Consider the following 17,631-nt stretch of genomic DNA (forward strand, 5'->3'; position numbering starts at 1 on the left):
GTTGGAGCAAGGCCTCTCAGTTGAACGCTCCAGATTGGCTCGCCAAGATATGTCCGCACGCCGTCCGCGCTTGTGATGACATTACTTCCATCCCGTCAAGCCACGAGCCCGTGTTGATGACGCTCGTCCCTCGGCCACCAGGATGCACTCGTGTCTTGCATCCCGCGTCTTTTCGGATCCTTTCACCTGAAACCTCCGTGCTGCCGAATGCGGCCATATCGGATTGAACCATCCCGCTTAAGATCATGCTGGGACTGGCGGCCGGGGGTTTGCTCGCCGCTAAAATTGTCGGTCGGACTCAGTTCTAAACTCTCTGAAAGCAAACGATCGACGTGGTTTCGCGAGCTTGAGCAGCTGTCCGAGGTGCCGACGAGCACCTCGTTCAGCCAAATTGCGGCCGATGGAAGAGAAGGACCCGGCCTCCGGGTAGGCTTTCGGCCGTTAGGGCTGACTATGGATCAGAAAACGGGTCATTGGGACCTCTTGGCTCGGCAGAAAGCCCAGGTTTTGAAGCATATCGATCACGACAGGCGAAGCCTCTTGGGGGCCGTGCCTCCAGTCGTCGCCCAACAACTCTCCGAGTTCAGGCACTTGCGGGGACGGCTGATGGCCCGATCCCGGTGCGGCAGACGGCAGTGGAATGTTTGGCACCAGCGCCAAAGGAGCGTCCTTTCGCACGAACGAGGAGAGCGGATTAAAGCCAGGTGCAAGGCCGCCGTAGGCATGCGGGGGAGCCGTCGGCGTTACAAGCGCAGCTTCACCCGGCAAAGCGAGCCTCGGGTGATGAATGAGTTGGACGTCGTCGGATCCTCTCGGTCCCAACACGGCCGTGTAGCGATCCCCGCCAATCTCATAGTTCATGACCGGATGTTCTCCATTAGGCAAGAAGTCCCACTTGCCCAACGTGGAAAGCAACATTTCGGGGGGCAGCTGGGTGCCATGATAAAAATCCATGGGCACGGCGAACGAAACATCAAACGTATCGGCGATAGCAGGAGACCGCAGATGTATGAGTTGAACATCATTGCGCCCACGCGGTCCTAGCACGGCCGTATAGCGTTCACCGTGAATGTCGTAGGTCTTTACCCGCTGTGCTGCATCCGGCAACAGACCCCAGCGGCTGAGCCTGGAGCGCATCATATTCAGCGCGGCCTGGGTGCCATGGGAGAAATCCTCGGGAACGGCGAAAGAGGCATCAAAGCTCTCGGGTAGTGCAGAAGAGAGTTCAGCTTCCAAGCGTTGCCTTTAACAAGGCATCGAGAATCTGGAATATTTCATCGCATTATTGGATGGTTGGCTTGGCGCGGCCTTATTGATGGGATGTCGCTTTGCAACGGGGCAGCAAGCGGGTGATCAACAATGTCGCGCCAAATCTCTCTGTGTTTCTCGAACGCATCAATTCATGTCATTCGCTTCGAGCCGCCGCTGCCCAGTTGAAGCCGCTGCAATCAGGCAGCGCGTGCTTCGGTGAGCCCGATCAGAAGCCATTAGGCATCGCAATAGAAGAGGATGCCAACGGACGATAGTAGATTGAAATACTCAACTATTGCGTTTGCATGCTCTCGACCTCTACAGATCCTTCTAGCTTGAGCCTTTCTTGCCCGGTCGGGAGTCCAAATGTTTCGATCGGCGAATGGGCATCCAAAACACCTTCCTGAAAAGGAGCTGGCTACTTGATGAATTCTGGAGAGCCGATGTGAGTGTACTCGTGTGGAATCAACTGGGCGCTGGAAGTGGGCTGTACGCACGTCGGCGTCAATCGGGGGCCAGCGTCGCCGAAGCTCTTCTCGGCGGCTCCCGCTTGGACAACATGACAGGACGTAGCCAAAGCTTCTTTGGTGACATTGCTCTAGCATCAGCCAACTGTTTGTTGTCTATCCCACAAATCGGATGCGGAGGCACATTCAGGGTGAGCTTGCGCGAAAAGGCAGGCTCGCTGCCGAGATCAACTTGTCCAGAAGGTCCGCCAAACGGCTCAGAGGCCGCCGCATGAGGGCCTGTGATGTCTTCGGGTAACTCCATGCTTCATCTTGGCTTAAATCTTCATGGTGCCGGTGGTCATTCTGCCGCGTGGCGCTGGCCGGGCACAAATCCAAGCGCCTTTTTCGACATCGAGCACTACGTCCGCGCTGCGAAGATTGCGGAGCATGGTTTGCTGGATGCTGTATTCCTCGCCGACACCCCCGCGATAAGGTCCGACATTACGCGCCAGCCGCCGCTTAATGGGCTCGAACCGACGCTGGTTCTCGCTGTGATTGCACGTGAAACGGAGCGAATTGGCCTGATTGCGACCGCGTCGACTACCTACAACGAGCCATACAATCTTGCCCGGCGCTTCCAATCCCTCGATGTCATCAGCCGCGGCCGCGTTGCGTGGAACGCGGTCACGACGTCGAGTCCGGCGACCGTTGCAAACTTCGGCGGTCGCGAGGTCGGTCGAGCGGATCGCTACAGGCGTGCGGAGGACTTCGTTGAAACGGTCCGTGCTCTCTGGCTGAGCTGGAGCGGCGAGATGGTCATCGCCGATCAGGCAGCGGGTGTTTACGCAGATCAGAGTCAGTTCCGTCTGCTCGATCCCGCTACCAATAGTTTCGGCATCCGAGGCCCGCTTACGCACCCCGCTTCGCCCCAAGGCCACCCAGTCATCGTTCAGGCGGGCGGTTCGGATCCCGGACTACGGCTTGGCGCCCGCAGTGCAGATGTCGTGTTTGCGGCAGCAGGGGACTTGTCAACGGCTCTACAGGAGGCAGAGCGCTTGCGCGCGCTCTCTCGGCAATTCGGCCGCCCTGCGGCTCCGCTCATTCTGCCAGGCCTTGTCACCTGTATCGGGGGCACCGAGGAAGAAGCGGCTCGTCGCAAGGAAAGCCTTGACGGACTGCTCGACCTGGAGCGCGCCATCATCGCTCTCGCACGAAGCATGGGCGTGGCGGTCGAGAAGCTCAGCCTGGAAAAGCCAATCCCGGAGGAGGTTTTGCCTACTGCAGATGATGTTCCGTTTTCTGTCGGTCACCATCGCACGATTGAGGCTCTGGCGCGTCAAGGTCGGACGGTTCGCGAAATCATCAGCAGCGTTCAAGCGTTTGGCCACCGGTTGCTCGTGGGTGCACCCGAGCAGATCGCGGACTCGATTGAGGCATGGTTCCGCGCTGGCGCGGTTGATGGTTTCAACATCATTCCTGACGTGCTGAAAGATGGCACTTCAGCGTTTGTCGACAATGTGGTGCCCATCCTGCAGAAGCGCGGGCTCTTTCGCAAAGAATATGGGGGGCAGACGCTGCGAGAGCATTTGGGGCTTTCCATTCCTTTCGAGCCGGCACGAGCCACAGCCACCTCACCGCTATGACGCTTCCTCAACATCAAATGATTTGGAGACTGGATATGCGTTCATCGAATGCCCGGCCAACGAGGCGCTTCACTGGAAAGTCGAACTATCCAGCAAGAACCGTGAAGGCGACCCTTCTCGTGCTCGTGGGCCTTTCGCAACTGCCGTCAAGCATTCATGCTCAAGAAGGGGTAGCCGGGAGCGTAAAGCGAGGGGGCGTTATTCGTTACGGGCATTTTCAAGAGCCGGCGTGCCTCTTCGGAGGATGGGTGCAGCAATGGTATCTGCAACGCCAGTACAGCGATAATCTGGTCGCCCGCAGCGAGGATGGCAAGATTGTGCCATGGCTGGCCGAGTCATGGACAATTTCCGATGACAAGAAGATATACACATTCGAGATAAAGCCGAATGTGAAGTTCACGGATGGCACTTCTCTGGATGCGCAGGCCATCGCGGACAATATCAACGGGTGGCTCAGCAACGACCCTGATCTGCGTAATCCGACTGCTGCTCCGTATCTTAGCGATAGCTTCGAATCGGCAAGTGCAATCGCTCCTCTGCGGTTACAGGTAACCTTGAAGGTACCATTTCAACCCTTGCTGAACGTGTTTGCTCAATCCTCGCAGGGCATTCTCTCACCATCCGCGCTCAAACGCGGACTTGCGGTGAACTGCGAGAACCCAGTCGGCTCAGGTCCATTCATTGTCGACAAATGGCGCCATGGACGAGAGGTCACCTTCCGCCGCAATCCCGACTACAATTCGGCCCCGGCCACCGCAAAACATCAAGGGCCGGCTTACGTTGACGGGATCACCTGGAAGTTTCTGCCAGATCAGACTGTCCGATACGGCTCGCTGATCACGGGCGAGACCGATGCCATATACGACATCCCAGCTGTCGCATGGAAGGACGCCAACTCCCGCTTTCCAGTATTGCGGCACCTTACCGGCGGCACCCCCCTGCGCTTGGCCTTGTATACGGCCCGACCCCCATTTGACGACGTGCTCGTCCGCAAGGCCTTTGCCTATTCTACTGACCGAAGGGCCGCGGTCGACACATCCTTCCTTGGCTCTTTGCCGTTTGAGGGCAACGGGGCGCTAAGTCAGAGCTCGCCGGAATACCTGCCTGAGCTCGGCCACTCCTATGGATACGATGTTCGGAAGGCCAATCAGCTGCTGGATCAGGCGGGTTGGACTGAGCGTAATCGTAACGGCGTTCGTGTCAAGAACGGCAATCCGCTCATCGTGCGCATTTCCTATTCGAACGCTTTTCTGAAGCCGGATGGCGAGCAAGCCTTGCAAGTTATCCAGCAGCAGGCAAGGGAGGCCGGTTTTGACGTACGTCTTCAACCCACCAATCCGGCTGATTTCTTCGCCGGAAAAAACCTCGGACCCGATGATTATGAGGTCGTTCTCCTCTATTGGGTTGCCCCCGGCGCTGAGATATTCCGGATCTCGTGGAAGCCCGATCAGAACGGCGAGACCAATCGCTTCAATCCCTCACGCTATCAAGATCTGACGCTTTGGGACGTCATTCAAAAGGCGGAGCAGGAACTCAATGGGGTGCAACGTACCGCCCTCTATCAGCAGGCGGAACGGAAGATCGTGGATGAGGCTCCTGTGATTGGCCTCACGGTGCTGGACGTAACGTTGGCGACCAAGCCGAACCTCAAAGACGTTTGGCTGGACCGCGGCTCGGTTGGCGAACCCGTTTTCTATGACGCTCATTTCGATGATGGGAAGTGACGCCGTGAGGATAGTAGTCCAGCATCCCATCGTTTGGTTCGCGCGCCGGATATTCTCCGGCGTGGTCGTGGTGTGGGCTGCCGCAACCCTTGCGTTCTTGATTCAATGTATGCTTCCTGGCGACCGCGCCCAGATCATCATCAATGTGACGAGTGGCAACGTCGGGCCGGCGTCGTCGGCGGAGCTTGCAGCGATCAATGCGAAATATGGTTTTGATCAACCGCTCGCGGTTCAATACGGCAAATACATGTTGCAGATCCTTCATGGAGATCTTGGCGAGTCGTACCAGCAACATCGGCCTGTCGCAGCGATTATTGCGGAACAGATTGCCCCCACGATTGTTCTGGCCATCGCTGCGCTGCTGATCGCATGGCTTATTGCAATTCTGACAACCTTGTTCATCGCTGGCAGAGACAACATATGGTCGAAGCTGCTCAATGACGCACAAGTCTTTTTGGCAACGGTGCCGCCTTACTGGCTGGCCACAATTCTGCTTGTGCTCTTTGCGGTAAAGCTAGGCATTTTTCCGGTGATCGGGGGAAATTCGCCGATTGGGCTCGTTCTGCCGACGCTTGCGTTGGCTCTTGAACTGTCGGGCTTTTTCGGACAAGTCGTTCAGAACGAATTCACGCGCGTGCTCGAGCAGCCGTTCGTTACGTCCGCAAGGGCGCGGGGTATGAGTGATTTCGGCGTTAGGCTTCGCCATGTTCTCCGCCATGCAGCACTGCCTGGCATAACTTTATCAGGTTGGGCGCTCGGCAAACTGCTTTCGGGCGCGATTTTGATCGAGGTGGTTTTCGCCCGTCAAGGCCTAGGTGGAGTCCTTGTTGCTGCAACGTCCTCGCGAGACGTTCCGATTGTCTCGGGAGCTGTTTTGATCTCTGCAGGCCTGTTCGTTCTTGTCAGTTTGATTGTCGATCTGACTTACCGGGTGGTCGATCCGAGGATCAAGTTGACATGAGCATGTTCGCCGAAGTCGCCATATCTCGGCTGCTCAGAGAAGTCCTAGCGATCCTGCGCCATGTCCCCTTTCGAATTGCGGTCTGTCTTATCATCGTCGGCGTCTTTGTCCTCGCAGCCATGGCGCCAAAGGTGCTGCAGACGCACGATCCGCTTGCTATTGATCTGACATCGGCATTGCAGTCTCCGTCGATCGCTCACTGGTTTGGGACTGATCAATTGGGTCGAGATCTTTACTCTCGCGTGGTCGAGGGCGCAGGCCAATCCTTGGCTATCGGACTTGGCGCGACGGCGCTGAGCATGTCCGTTGCAATGACCATCGGCGGCGCCGCTGCACTTTCTGGCGGTTTATTAGACAGCATTCTCAGCAGAATTATTGACGTGCTCTTCGCAATTCCCACGCTCTTGCTCGCCCTTGTGTTCGTGACAGTTTTTGGGCCGTCGGTATTGACCGAAGTCGTAGCTGTCGGAATCGGAACAGCGCCAGGCTATGCGCGCATGATCAGGGGCCAGATGCTTTCCATCAAAGGGGCAGGCTATGTGGAGGCCGCTAACGTGCTGGGCCATCCATTTCCCCGTATTGTCTGGAGGCATATTCTTCCCAACGCCATGAACCCGCTGACGGCAATGATGACGATCGGCGTAGGTCAGGCGATTATATGGGCCTCCGGTCTTGCATTTCTAGGACTCGGCGTCGCTCCCCCGGCGCCTGAATGGGGCGCGCTGCTCAATGCCGGGCGCAATTATGTAATCTATGCCTGGTGGCTGGAGATCATACCCGGTTTAGCAGTTACGGCGTTTGCCCTCAGCCTCACCATCATGGGGCGCCATCTACAGGACCGTTTGGAAGGAAAAAGGTGAATGTCGCAGGGTCGCCCCCAGCCTGTCCCGCAGCAGCCAGACCTCCTCACGGTCGATTCGCTGCGTGTTTCCTTCGGGCGCGGCATCGCCGAGAACACGGTCGTGCGAAGCATATCCTTCTCTCTCCGACCGGGACAGTGTCTTGCGATTGTCGGTGAATCCGGCTCGGGCAAGAGCGTGACTGCGCGGTCTCTCATAGGCCTTGCTGGTCGCTACGCCAATGTTCATGCACGCCAGCTAAGCTTCGGCGGGACGGACCTAATCGGCCTTAGCGATCGTGCCTGGCGCCGCATCCGCGGCACCGAGATTGGCTTTGTATTACAGGATGCACTCGTCTCGCTTGACCCGCTTCGCCGGATCGGCAAAGAGGTTGGTGAAGGCTTGATCCTCCACGGTGCGGTATCATCACGCGAGGAGTTCGCGCAGCGCGTCATTGCTCTCCTTAAGCTCGTCGGTGTCCCTGAGCCCGAGACCAAGGCCGAGCAGCTGCCGCATCAATTATCCGGCGGCCAGCGTCAACGGGCTCTCATCGCTTCGGCACTTGCACTCGATCCGCGCATCCTGATCGCAGACGAACCGACGACCGCGCTCGACGTGACGGCGCAAGCTCATGTGCTGGCACTGCTCGAGGAGACCAAAACGAGGGGCAAGGCTCTGATCCTGATCAGTCACGATCTGGCAGTGGTCTCCCACGTGGCGGATGAGATCCTCGTCATGCGAGGAGGCGAGGTCGTCGAACGCGGCACCGCTGCCCAGATATTCAGAGATCCGCGACACCCCTATACTCGTCAGCTGCTGGACGCCGTGCCATCAGGCCGGCCGCGCGGCTCTCGCCTCTCACCATCAACTATTGTGCGTTCGCCTAAGCAGCAAATGCAGCTACCCCTACAATCGCTGCCGAAATCGCGTCCCATCCTGCTCGAAGCGACAAGTCTGGTGAAGCGCTTCAAGGGCCCGGATGGCACTTTACGGGCGGCTGTGGACGGCGTCTCCTTCGAATTGCGATCCGGCGAGACTTTGGGCATCGTGGGTGAGTCCGGATCCGGAAAGTCAACGATGGCGCGCATGCTCCTGGCGCTCGACGAGCCTGACGAGGGAGCCGTTCAGTTTGCAGGCCGGCCTTGGACCACGCTCGCCGAGCGCGAACGGCGGGCTCGGCGGCGGTCGCTATCGATCATTTACCAGGATCCTCTTGGCTCGTTTGATCCACGTTGGACGGTCGGACGCATCATATCCGACAGCCTTTCGAGCGACGTTGAGACACGGCGCAAGCGGCAGGAGCGTGTTATCGAGCTGCTCGATCTGGTCGGGCTATCCAAGGCCTTGCTGGACCGACGACCGCTCGAGCTCTCGGGCGGTCAGCGCCAGCGCGTTGCGATCGCACGCGCGATCGCACCAAATCCTGCCGTAATCGTCTGCGATGAGCCGGTTTCGGCGCTCGACGTCTCGGTTCAGGCCCAGGTCTTGGACCTGCTCGGCTATCTGAAGGACCACCTCGGCGTAAGTTATCTCTTCATCTCGCATGATCTCAGTGTTGTTCGTCACATCAGCGATCGCGTCATAGTTATGCGCCGGGGGAGAATCGTCGATAATGGCGCCACTGACGAGATATTTCGTAATCCACAGTCTGAATATACCAAGAGCCTTATCGCCGCCATGCCGCGTCTTGTGCGGGACCGGCGGATAGGTCATTCAGCTACGATCCTCGAAGAAGGCATCGCATGAACGCCTTCGAATTCGATCCTTTATGATAAAATTGTCTATCTCCAATCGCGGGGCATTCGCCTTTGCGCACCGAGTTGGTCACGATTAGCGCTCGTTCATCGCGCGACCGTCAGTCTGTGGCACGGGTTCCCGCTAGATGGACTGGTCGGCGCGCGGAGCAGAGTTAGCCGAGTTCGAACACTCGCTAACCGTGAGGCGGCGATCCGCAAATGTCGGATTGCAAGTTATCGATTGCATGCCCGCTAGGACGGGCGGCTCTTGTGCTCGTGCAAACGAGCTCGCAATCTTCGCTTTCACGATAGCGTTGTCGATCATGGTGCGGTCCGTGACAACGAGAGCGTGTTTGTCAGGTTCAAGACAGTCGGCATCACTATCGATTTCATGACGCCTATTCAGCCCTTAATTGCGACTGATGCGGCTGGCACGGTCATTGCTATCGGAAATGAGGTAACGCCGAGTAGGGGCTGACTTCAGCCCTGTGAACGATCACTTATCCGCCCGGAAGCCGTGGGTCCATTCTGAAAAAGGAGCAAGACCTTGAAGTTTTCGCATTCGGTTTGATGGAGAGCGATTTGGATTTGCCTATAAGAGCCGACGAGCCAAACCGCGGCTTCTGGACATATCGGCACTGTCAAACGACCGTTGCGTGGTCAGCGTCGCCGGGCTCGGTGAACAGTCTCAGCGAGCCGCAGTGGGGGCGCATGACTAGAATTCGGCTGACGTGCTCAAGCGTGCCGGCTGCGGAGGTCACCGACACAATAGGCACCTCATCGACGCATCGTGTCGCCATTTCGCCGACGAGTTTGCCACAGGTCGCATAGCGTACCTCCAAGGCGCAGCAAAAAGAGGTCAATAACAGGCCCCCCGTAATCCGGGCAATACGGAATCGTGGTCATGTCGCAAACTATCGGCGCTGATAGCGCGTGCACCGCGAATGAAGGGGCAGAGCACTGGTCAGATCCGAAAAACAACCTTTCATCAGATGGCGACTTTGTTCGGTACTGGAGCCGAGCTGCCGATCGGCTGCGCGCGGTGGCCGCCGTCGGGTGGCGAACCGAAGAGGCGATCAGAAGGACTGGGATTGGCTTGCAGCTATCCTCCGAGGACTTTAATGGTCTCGACCTGTCAGAATTCCCGTTGCGACGCTGTACCCTCAATCGTGCGCAGCTCTACGGAGCCAAATTGGACCGAGCAGACCTTTCTGGGGCGAATCTTATCTGTCCGGGGCTAGAGAGGGCAAGTTTCCGCGGGGCCAAGCTCGATTTTGCATATATGCACGCGCTCGCTGCGCAGGTCTGCAACTTCGATGATGCCAGTCTGCGCAATGTAGTTGATGCAACCGGCAGTCTATTTCACGGTTGCAGCATGAAAAGGACACGCTTTGACAACGCCATGCTCAGCGGGCTTCTCGCTTATCAATGCGACGCGAGTGATGCTGTATTTGATGGCGCGGAGCTACAGGGCTCGACCATCAATGAATGTTTCCTTCCATCCGCTTCCTTCCGCTTTGCCAAGCTGAGCCAACTCACGATCACGAAAGCGCATCTGACGTCTTGCTCGTTCGTCCAGTCAAAGGGGGACTGTTTATCGATCGTGCGTCCCACCTCGGTCGATGGTCTTGTCCTGGAAGGCGCTCATCTTCCGTATCTGAGACTCTCAAAGGTAAGCGGCCGCATTGCAGCGAGAGCCATGAGCGCACCATTTGCTGATATTCACCTGTCAAATCTTCCAAATGCAGAGCTTGAGCAGGCAGACTTAAGCCAGGCGCGGCTTGTGTCCGTAAGCTTGTCCAACGCAAACCTCGTCGGTGCCGTGCTCAACGGTGCATCCATTCATTCCTGCCAGCTCGACGGAGCGGACCTGTCTCTGGCATCAGGCGAATGCATTTCGATAACAGAGAGCACAATGCGAGCCGCCAAATTATCGAGCTTTCGTGGCCGCTGTGCCTTTGTGCGCGACTGCGATCTCGAACGCGCAGACCTATCCAATGCTTATCTCTATAGGTCGATGATCACCGGTGATCCCCCGCAATCAATGGCACTGGATGAGGCAAATCTCGAAGGATCGAATCTCGTTCAGGCATATCTGGCCGCAGGAATGACGAGAACCAATCTGGAGGCAACGCGGACCGCGTACGTTCGCATGAACCAATCGTCCTTGCGCGAGGCGAACCTGAGTGGGATGTCGCCGTTCCAGGCCAGCTTGGTAAAGGTCGACTTTTCGGGCGCTAAGATAACCACATTCGAGCCACCGTTCTTTGCAGACCGATGTCCGGGCCTACAGGCCGCTTTGAAGGGGGATCAGCCACGCGAGCCATCAAGCTACCTAACTGAATTCTCATCGTTGATCAGACGGGGTCGAGAAGGGTCCACCTGACGGCTTTGGAGACTGCGGAATGCAGTGTCGGTGAGCTTAGGACAGCTTTGGGCGGTCGTCCGGGCTGTGAGCGAGCGCTAAAGCGCTATGGGGGTATTGGCATTGCCGGCGGACAGGAGAGGCAGGGCAGACTTTCTGCGCGATCGGACCAATCAGATCGCTCTTTGGGCGTTCAAAGAGACTGGAGTAGGAAAATGCATCTGGCATGTCTTTCCGCAGGTAAAGCGTTCATCCGGGAGGTAGCGAGAACAGGGCAGACAATCGGGACGGTACATACTCTCGGCGCCCTGCATCTTGGGCATGCAGAACTGATCAGAAGGGCGGCATCGGAGAATGACGTCGCGATCGTCACAGTCTACCCGAACAAGATCCAGCTTAGACCAGGTGGGAGCTACGATTTCAATTTGGACGAGGATATTGGACTTGCGTTGCGTTCGGGAGCAACTGCCGTGATTTCCTCCAACGACGCCGAAATGTTCCCGCCTGGCTATCGAACCTTTATATCGCAAGGCGACTGTCATTTGCGTTTAGGGGGGCGTGATGCGTATTTGAAGGAAGCCGTTACCGGGGCAGTCCGCTGGATCTGCTATGCAAGGCCAACTCGCAGCTACTTCGGCTTAAAAGATATCGGTCAGGCGATCCTGGTGAAGCGCGCCGTCGCAGACCTCCTTCTGGATTGCGAGATAAGGTTTGTGCCGACCGTGAGATACAAGAACGGAGTGCCTATTTCGTCGCGTTTGAGGCGATTTGGCCGTTCCGAGCTTGATGAGCTGTCGAGTCTCTTCACAGCACTCAACCATTCGAGGAAAGAGATCGCCCACGGGGTATCTAGCGTCAAGGATCTGGTCGCGTCGGCTACATCTCAGATCAAGTTCCGACACTTTAAGCTCGATTTTGTTCGAATCGTCGGCGCCGACAACTTCGAAGACCTGGAGCAAGTCAAGATCCCTTTCATAATCTTTGGAGCGGCAACGGCTCATCGTCTCAGGATCTTCGATAATATCTACGTTCCAGATCAGGATACTCTCATGAAGGGTCCTTCGGATATCTGGATCGATCTGCCTGAACAGTCCTAGCCAGACGATTATTCATCCATGACCTTGAGAAAGCTATCCGCTCCGGCCGTATCCCAAGGCGAGGGTCGCCTTATGAAGGTGTACTAGGCTTGATGTTGCCTCCAGCGCATAGCGATCTCTAACCAGCGCTGAGAGCGCTCACTGATCCATTGAGTAGATCGACTTGGAAAGTCAATACGATCCTTACTGCCCGACGTGGTAGGGCGAGGCTAGCTGCACTGTGAGGTAGCCTGGTCGAGCGGCCCGTCGCAGCTAAGCGCTGCGGCAGCTCGAAGCGATGAATCGCGCCACACCGCAAACTCTCGAGAGCGGAATCTGCAGAGATGATCATGACAAGGCGATCGGAAGATTATGGGGCTGAGGCTTCGTGTGTTATCCCGTTGAGCAAGCTGGATGTAAGCGAGGGCAAGCGCTTTCAAGACGACAGCATATGGACCTGCTTCGAGCGGTTGCGAAAGGAAGATCCCGTTCACTACTGTCAAGACAGCGCTGATGGTCCATATTGGTCCGTAACGAAATACCGGGATATCGTAGCCGTAGACACAAACCACAAAGCGTTCTCGTCAGAGCAAGGTGTCACTATTGTCGACGTGCCTGGCGAGCACTGGACCCCGAGTTTCATCAAGATGGGGCCTCCAAAGCACGCCGAGCAGCGCAATACCGTGAGCCCGATCGTCGGACCGGAAAGCTTGACGAAGCTCGAAAGCTTGATCCGGTCTCGGGTCAGGGCGATTCTCGCCGGCTTGCCGCGCAATGAGGCCTTCAACTGGGTGGACATGGTGTCCATAGAGTTGACGACGCAAATGCTCGCCACGCTGTTCGACTTTCCATTTGAGGATCGGCGACTGCTGACCTATTGGTCAGACATCGCTGTTACAGCTCCGAGAACAGGCCATGCAATCGACAGTTGGGACAAGCGAAGCACCATTTTGTCCGAGTGCCTGGACTATTTCACCTGGCTTTGGAACGAGCGCATCAAAGCCGAGCCGCGCCTCGATTTGATTTCCCTGATGGCGCATTCGCCTTCCACACGCCAGATGGAGCCGAGTGAGTTTCTCGGAAATCTGATTCTGCTGATCGTTGGGGGCAATGACACCACGCGCAATTCAATTACCGGCGGCCTGCTGTTTATGAATCAGTACCCCGCCGAACTGCGAAAACTAATTGACAATCCCGAGCTTATCTCAAGCGCCGTGTCCGAGATTATTCGGTACCAGACGCCAATCGCACATATGCGCCGTACCGCCGCGATCGACAGCATCGTAGGTGGAAAACAGATCAGGAAAGGCGACAAGGTCGTCATGTGGTACATCTCCGGTAACAGGGACGAAGAGATCATTGAGAACGCCAACAGTTTCGTGATCGATCGCAAAAATGTGAGGCAACATCTCTCGTTTGGATTCGGCATCCATCGCTGTCTTGGTCGACATCTTGCGGAGCTGCAGTTGAGAGTTCTCTGGGAAGAGATTTTATCTGCGGGATTGTGGTTCGAGGTCGTCGGCGAACCCGAGCGGATTGCCTCTAACTTCGTGCACGGCTATTCCGCTCTCCCCGTGCGGATTGCAGCCTAGGCTCAAATTGCTCTGCTCACGCAGAGGGCAGGCGGCGGGGCGGGCTTGTCCTGAACCATCTTTGGTTTCTGCAAGCAATGCCAGACGGGGTGATCGACGAGAAACAATGCTGTATATCGGAAGCTAACTACCGGCCCGGCAGACGCTTAGAAGGACCTGCGAGAAGCGACAAGTGAGGCGCGCGTCTCGAGTCGCAAACGCTTGGCATGCCGAAAATTGAACCTCAACGGCTACTCCGATGCAGGTCTCCGGGCCACCTCGAATAGCCGAAACCATAGAGGCCAATGACCTTGATGTTGAGAATTGTAGCTGTGGCAGCGATTTTCCTTGGAGAAGCTCTTTCGATAGTCGCCGAGTTGATTGCCTCAAGGCAATTCGGAAAGGCCGGTGGCGATCTGGCGATGCTTTGGCCGATGTTTGTCCTGGTGAGCTTGGGTGGCATCCTCCTCGTTTTTGGATACGCGCTGGGTTACATGCATCTGAAGAATATCTGGATCATTTTCGCGATATCGCTGGGGGCCATCCTGGTCATCGAGCCGATACTCACGGTTCTGCTCTTTAGAGACGTACCAACCGCCGGTTCGCTGATTGGGCTGGTTCTCGGTGCGTTTGGTGCGCTCGCTGCCCTATTTCTATGAAGGTGATCTGACGGAGCTTAAATGGGCGCCGGGCTTCTGCGAAATGCAGCGAGAACCGAAGCTGCGGAAGGGCGAATCTGCCTTCGAACGGAAAAAATATCGTTGCTGATCGGCCTCTTGCACTCATCGTCATCGGTAAAAAGACCGCCGGTACGCTCTCCGGCAAAGTCCTCTTACCCTTAGCACGACCAGACGGCGATCTTAGGTCTGCCAATCGATATATGCTCATTGCCGTTTGACCATATTTTGCTTGCAAGCTGCGAACTTCCCCCAGGTTGCCTAAACGCTTCGGGATAACTTGTCCCAATTGGCCGGGATCGAACCATCGACAAAGCGGGCGGGACTCGTACCGACGGCATCCTGCCCAGCGCACGTCCGCCGCGATCTCGTCTCAGCTGGATATAGCCGAGGCGTCCCTGGCATCGCTCTCTTCAGAAACATTGGAGCTCCGATTGAAATGGAACTCCAGGCGACATCGGCTTTCTTGTGCACCCGCAAGAACGCTTTTGGTCAGCTAGTCGTCAGTCACGCGCTCTATCCAGACGGGCTGCACATTTGCGACTTTTATCGGAGACGAAGCATGACAGGGATTGGCCGAGCTGGCACATCGGAGGGGTGGGCCGCAGGAGGCGACAGCACCGGGGACGTAAGCCGTTCGAGCCTGGAGCCCAGGCCTTTTCCCGGGAGGACTCAATCAATCCTTCGATGCCGTGATGGAGCGGATGCGCTCTGGGCCTCAAGACAGAACCGCGGCGCTTGGCAACCCAACGTCGGATGGGGCGGCGCCAACGCGGGACGAGATCAAGGCAGCAAGGCGAAAAATGACCAGCCTGCTTGTGGAGCTTGAAACCAGCCGCCGAGCGGCCACGCACGCCCAGAACTTGGAAGAGGCGCAAGAGCTGATCGATCAGGTCATCAAAGCAGGCTCAACAGTTCTGGAGTACTACGCGGATCTGCCTGCCACTTTGGCACGTCGCATTCTGCCCGACGATCCGGCTCGCCGGCTCCGCGATGACACGCTGGACGCGGCCGATGAATGTAACTCAGTGGCCACCCAGCTTGTCTACAAGCTGGAGAAGGATAGAAAGAAAGCAACATTGGTTCTCGAGGGGATCACATCCATCGGTACGCCCGACCAGGTGAGCGACGCGTTTAAAAGCGTGGCGAACTACTATGCAGCCTGCATGGAGTGGTGGGGAAAGAAGGTGTTGCGCTTCGAGCGGGTGCAGTCTGTCTGTGCGGCTGCTGCCAGCTTGCCAACTTGAGCGATTGGACAAGCTGCTGCAGTTCGATCTGCCGTCCCAGCAAAGGAGCGTCTCGCAAACGCGCCAGATGAAGCCCGAGGACGCCGAACACCTCTTGGATTGCGTAATTACGCGCTTGCAGACGCAAGCCGGAGAAATTGAGGCCTGTGTAACTGCGTTGCAGGAGCGTCGCCGACGTGGCCTGCTCACCCCTTCGCAAGTTCCGTGCACGACAAGTTAACGCGGCTCAACGGGATGTTGTCCGAGCTGCAGGGACCGGCAAACTCATTGAAAGCGCGGAAATAGTCGAGGCCTCGCGGCGGCCTGCCGCAGATCCTCGCCCATGGCCTGCCGAAATTCCTCATTGCGGTAACCCACCGTGCCGGCAAGCCGGTCGAGGAAACGAGCATAGTCTTGCGCACCGGGCTCGTCGGCGAAGCCTTGCCACGTTGACTATCCCGTCTTAACTCTTCGGCTGGCTAATTTGAGATCGGGAAAGGCTACGTTCAACAACCATATTCGGCGGTGGCAAGCTCTTGTCACGAATGCAGCCACGCTGGCTGCTAGCATGCCGCAGAGATTGGCTCCGCCGTCGCGGTGATGGAAGGTCAAAGTGTAACGCAACTGCGTTCGGGGAGCGCATGTTCGCGACCATGCAACCGACTGCGGCCTCGCTCAGACACTACAAGTTAAATCCAAAAAGAGGCTGCTCTCGAGCGCTCCGGCACATACATCGACGGCTCCGAGGCTCGTCGAGCGTTCGATCATGAAGCAGATTTGCAGGTTCCGAGCGGGTGAAGATTGAGCCATACGGTCATGTCCGAGCTTATCCATTCCGTAGATAGATCTGATCAAGAAAATCAATTTTACCGCTTACAGGATCGTCATATAGACCGTCGAGGACGGTTCAGGCTAAGCTAGAGGCTGTTAGGAACTCATTAACCATAGATGTTGAGGTTTGCGGGATGTCGATTCCCCGCGAGCCTTATCCTTCTGACGTTTCCGATGACGAATGGGCGCTTGTTGCGCCGTATCTGACACTTTTGCCGGAGTTCGCGAGGTGTTCAACGGCCTGCGCTATATCGTGAAGACCGGCGCGCCCTGGCGCTGGATGCCGAACGATTTGCCGCCGTGGGAGATCGTCTATCAACAGGCGCAGCGGTGGTTGCGCGCGGGTTGTTTTGAGGCCCTGGCCGAGGATCTGCGCGTCATCCTGCGCCTTGCGGCTGGCCGACCCGCGCGGCCGACCGCCGCCATCATCGACAGTCGAACTCTACGCTCGACGCCCGAGAGTGGCGCCCGCGGCGCCTACGACGGAGCCAAGCGCAAAAAAGGTTCGAAGTTGCATCTGGCCGTCGATACGCTCGGCCATCTTCTGGCGCTGCATGTCACGCCCGCCAACACCGACGATCGCGCCGAGATTGGCCGGATCGCCAAGACGATTCAGGCAGAGACTGGTCAGAGCGTCGAAGTCGCCTTCGTTGACCAGGGCTACACAGGCGACAAGCCTGCAATGGCGGCTGCAGAACACGGCATTGCCGTCGAGGTCATAAAGCTGTCGGAGGCCAAACGAGGCTTCGTGCTACTCCCAAGGCGATGGGTCGTCGAACGATCCTTCGCGTGGGCCACACGCTTCCGAAGACTTGTCAAAGACTACGAGCGATGCGCTCAGACCCTCGCCAATCTCCACCTCATCGCTTTCGACAAAAACGTCGCTAAACTCGCTGCTGGTTCCTAACAGCCTCTAGGGAAGCGATTTCTCGAATGAAAAAGTCTGTGTTAGTGACGGCGAGCGCCTTCGCGCTTGCGACGGCGGTGGTGCCTCCTTTTTCTGCCAAAGTTGTCGCGCAACCGGTTGCCGGCAGGGTGGAGGTAGCGGATACATCATATCCTCAGTGCGCGGACGACCCCTTGGAACTGCGACCTGTTCTTTTGTTTGACCGATCCCTCGTGCGTGCGACACTGAGGACTGAAAACAAGTCAAGCAGAGAAACGAGGATTGAGCCTCGTGCGGCCGCTTGCTCCGACAGCGGCCGCGTCCTCGTGCCGTACGGTTACAATGGCAGATGGTGCAAGCGGCGCCGTCTTAATTCTCTTAAGATGATCAAAGTGA

11 protein-coding genes and 2 pseudogenes are annotated in these 17,631 nt (G+C 57.1%); 11 read left to right on the forward strand and 2 right to left on the reverse strand.

Annotated features, from left to right (window positions below; all coding sequences use genetic code 11):
* Positions 1 to 441: 441 nt before the first annotated feature.
* Entirely contained in the window at positions 442 to 1,236 is a 795-nt protein-coding gene (locus tag GPL20_RS11635; RefSeq protein ID WP_157329640.1) for a hypothetical protein, read from the reverse strand.
* Positions 1,237 to 2,002: 766 nt separating this feature from the next.
* On the opposite strand from GPL20_RS11635, the gene GPL20_RS11640 reads away from it, so the two are divergent.
* From GPL20_RS11640 to GPL20_RS39165, 10 genes are all read left to right on the forward strand, one after another.
* Positions 2,003 to 3,343 carry an NtaA/DmoA family FMN-dependent monooxygenase gene (locus GPL20_RS11640; RefSeq protein WP_157329641.1) on the forward strand — a complete coding sequence of 447 codons (1,341 nt, stop codon included), beginning with the start codon at positions 2,003 to 2,005 and terminating at the stop codon, positions 3,341 to 3,343.
* 35 nt (positions 3,344 to 3,378) lie between these two features.
* Positions 3,379 to 5,067, forward strand: a complete 1,689-nt coding sequence (locus GPL20_RS11645) for an ABC transporter substrate-binding protein (RefSeq protein WP_246250358.1) — start codon at positions 3,379 to 3,381, stop codon at positions 5,065 to 5,067.
* The gene (locus GPL20_RS11650) at positions 5,039 to 6,028 is read left to right on the forward strand and encodes an ABC transporter permease (RefSeq protein WP_157329643.1); all 990 of its coding nucleotides are present in this window, start codon (positions 5,039 to 5,041) and stop codon (positions 6,026 to 6,028) included. Before GPL20_RS11645 ends, GPL20_RS11650 begins: the two co-directional genes overlap by 29 nt.
* The gene (locus GPL20_RS11655; RefSeq protein WP_157329644.1) at positions 6,025 to 6,888 is read left to right on the forward strand and encodes an ABC transporter permease; all 864 of its coding nucleotides are present in this window, start codon (positions 6,025 to 6,027) and stop codon (positions 6,886 to 6,888) included. Before GPL20_RS11650 ends, GPL20_RS11655 begins: the two co-directional genes overlap by 4 nt.
* Entirely contained in the window at positions 6,889 to 8,613 is a 1,725-nt protein-coding gene (locus tag GPL20_RS11660; protein WP_157329645.1) for a dipeptide ABC transporter ATP-binding protein, read from the forward strand. It abuts the gene before it with no gap.
* 894 nt (positions 8,614 to 9,507) lie between these two features.
* The gene (locus tag GPL20_RS11665) at positions 9,508 to 10,989 is read left to right on the forward strand and encodes a pentapeptide repeat-containing protein (RefSeq protein WP_157329646.1); all 1,482 of its coding nucleotides are present in this window, start codon (positions 9,508 to 9,510) and stop codon (positions 10,987 to 10,989) included.
* Positions 10,990 to 11,183: 194 nt separating this feature from the next.
* On the forward strand, positions 11,184 to 12,065 hold the full coding sequence (locus GPL20_RS11670) for a pantoate--beta-alanine ligase (protein ID WP_157329647.1): 882 nt from the start codon (positions 11,184 to 11,186) through the stop codon (positions 12,063 to 12,065).
* Between the two features lie 329 nt (positions 12,066 to 12,394).
* Positions 12,395 to 13,636: a cytochrome P450 gene (locus GPL20_RS11675; protein WP_157329648.1), complete on the forward strand. Its 1,242-nt coding sequence runs from the start codon at positions 12,395 to 12,397 to the stop codon at positions 13,634 to 13,636.
* Between the two features lie 284 nt (positions 13,637 to 13,920).
* Complete coding sequence (locus GPL20_RS11680) at positions 13,921 to 14,274, forward strand: hypothetical protein (protein ID WP_157329649.1); 354 nt, start codon at positions 13,921 to 13,923, stop codon at positions 14,272 to 14,274.
* Positions 14,275 to 15,095: 821 nt separating this feature from the next.
* On the forward strand, positions 15,096 to 15,539 hold the full coding sequence (locus GPL20_RS39165) for a hypothetical protein (protein ID WP_205751157.1): 444 nt from the start codon (positions 15,096 to 15,098) through the stop codon (positions 15,537 to 15,539).
* Between the two features lie 270 nt (positions 15,540 to 15,809).
* Here GPL20_RS39165 and GPL20_RS11690 read toward each other — a convergent pair.
* Positions 15,810 to 15,965, reverse strand: a pseudogene (locus tag GPL20_RS11690) (NEL-type E3 ubiquitin ligase domain-containing protein); the annotation flags it as partial.
* Positions 15,966 to 16,483: 518 nt separating this feature from the next.
* Here GPL20_RS11690 and GPL20_RS11695 point away from each other — a divergent pair.
* A pseudogene (locus tag GPL20_RS11695) lies at positions 16,484 to 17,256 on the forward strand (IS5 family transposase).
* The last annotated feature ends 375 nt before the right edge of the window (positions 17,257 to 17,631 follow it).

The sequence above is a fragment of the Bradyrhizobium cajani genome (genome assembly GCF_009759665.1).
Taxonomy (GTDB): domain Bacteria; phylum Pseudomonadota; class Alphaproteobacteria; order Rhizobiales; family Xanthobacteraceae; genus Bradyrhizobium; species Bradyrhizobium cajani.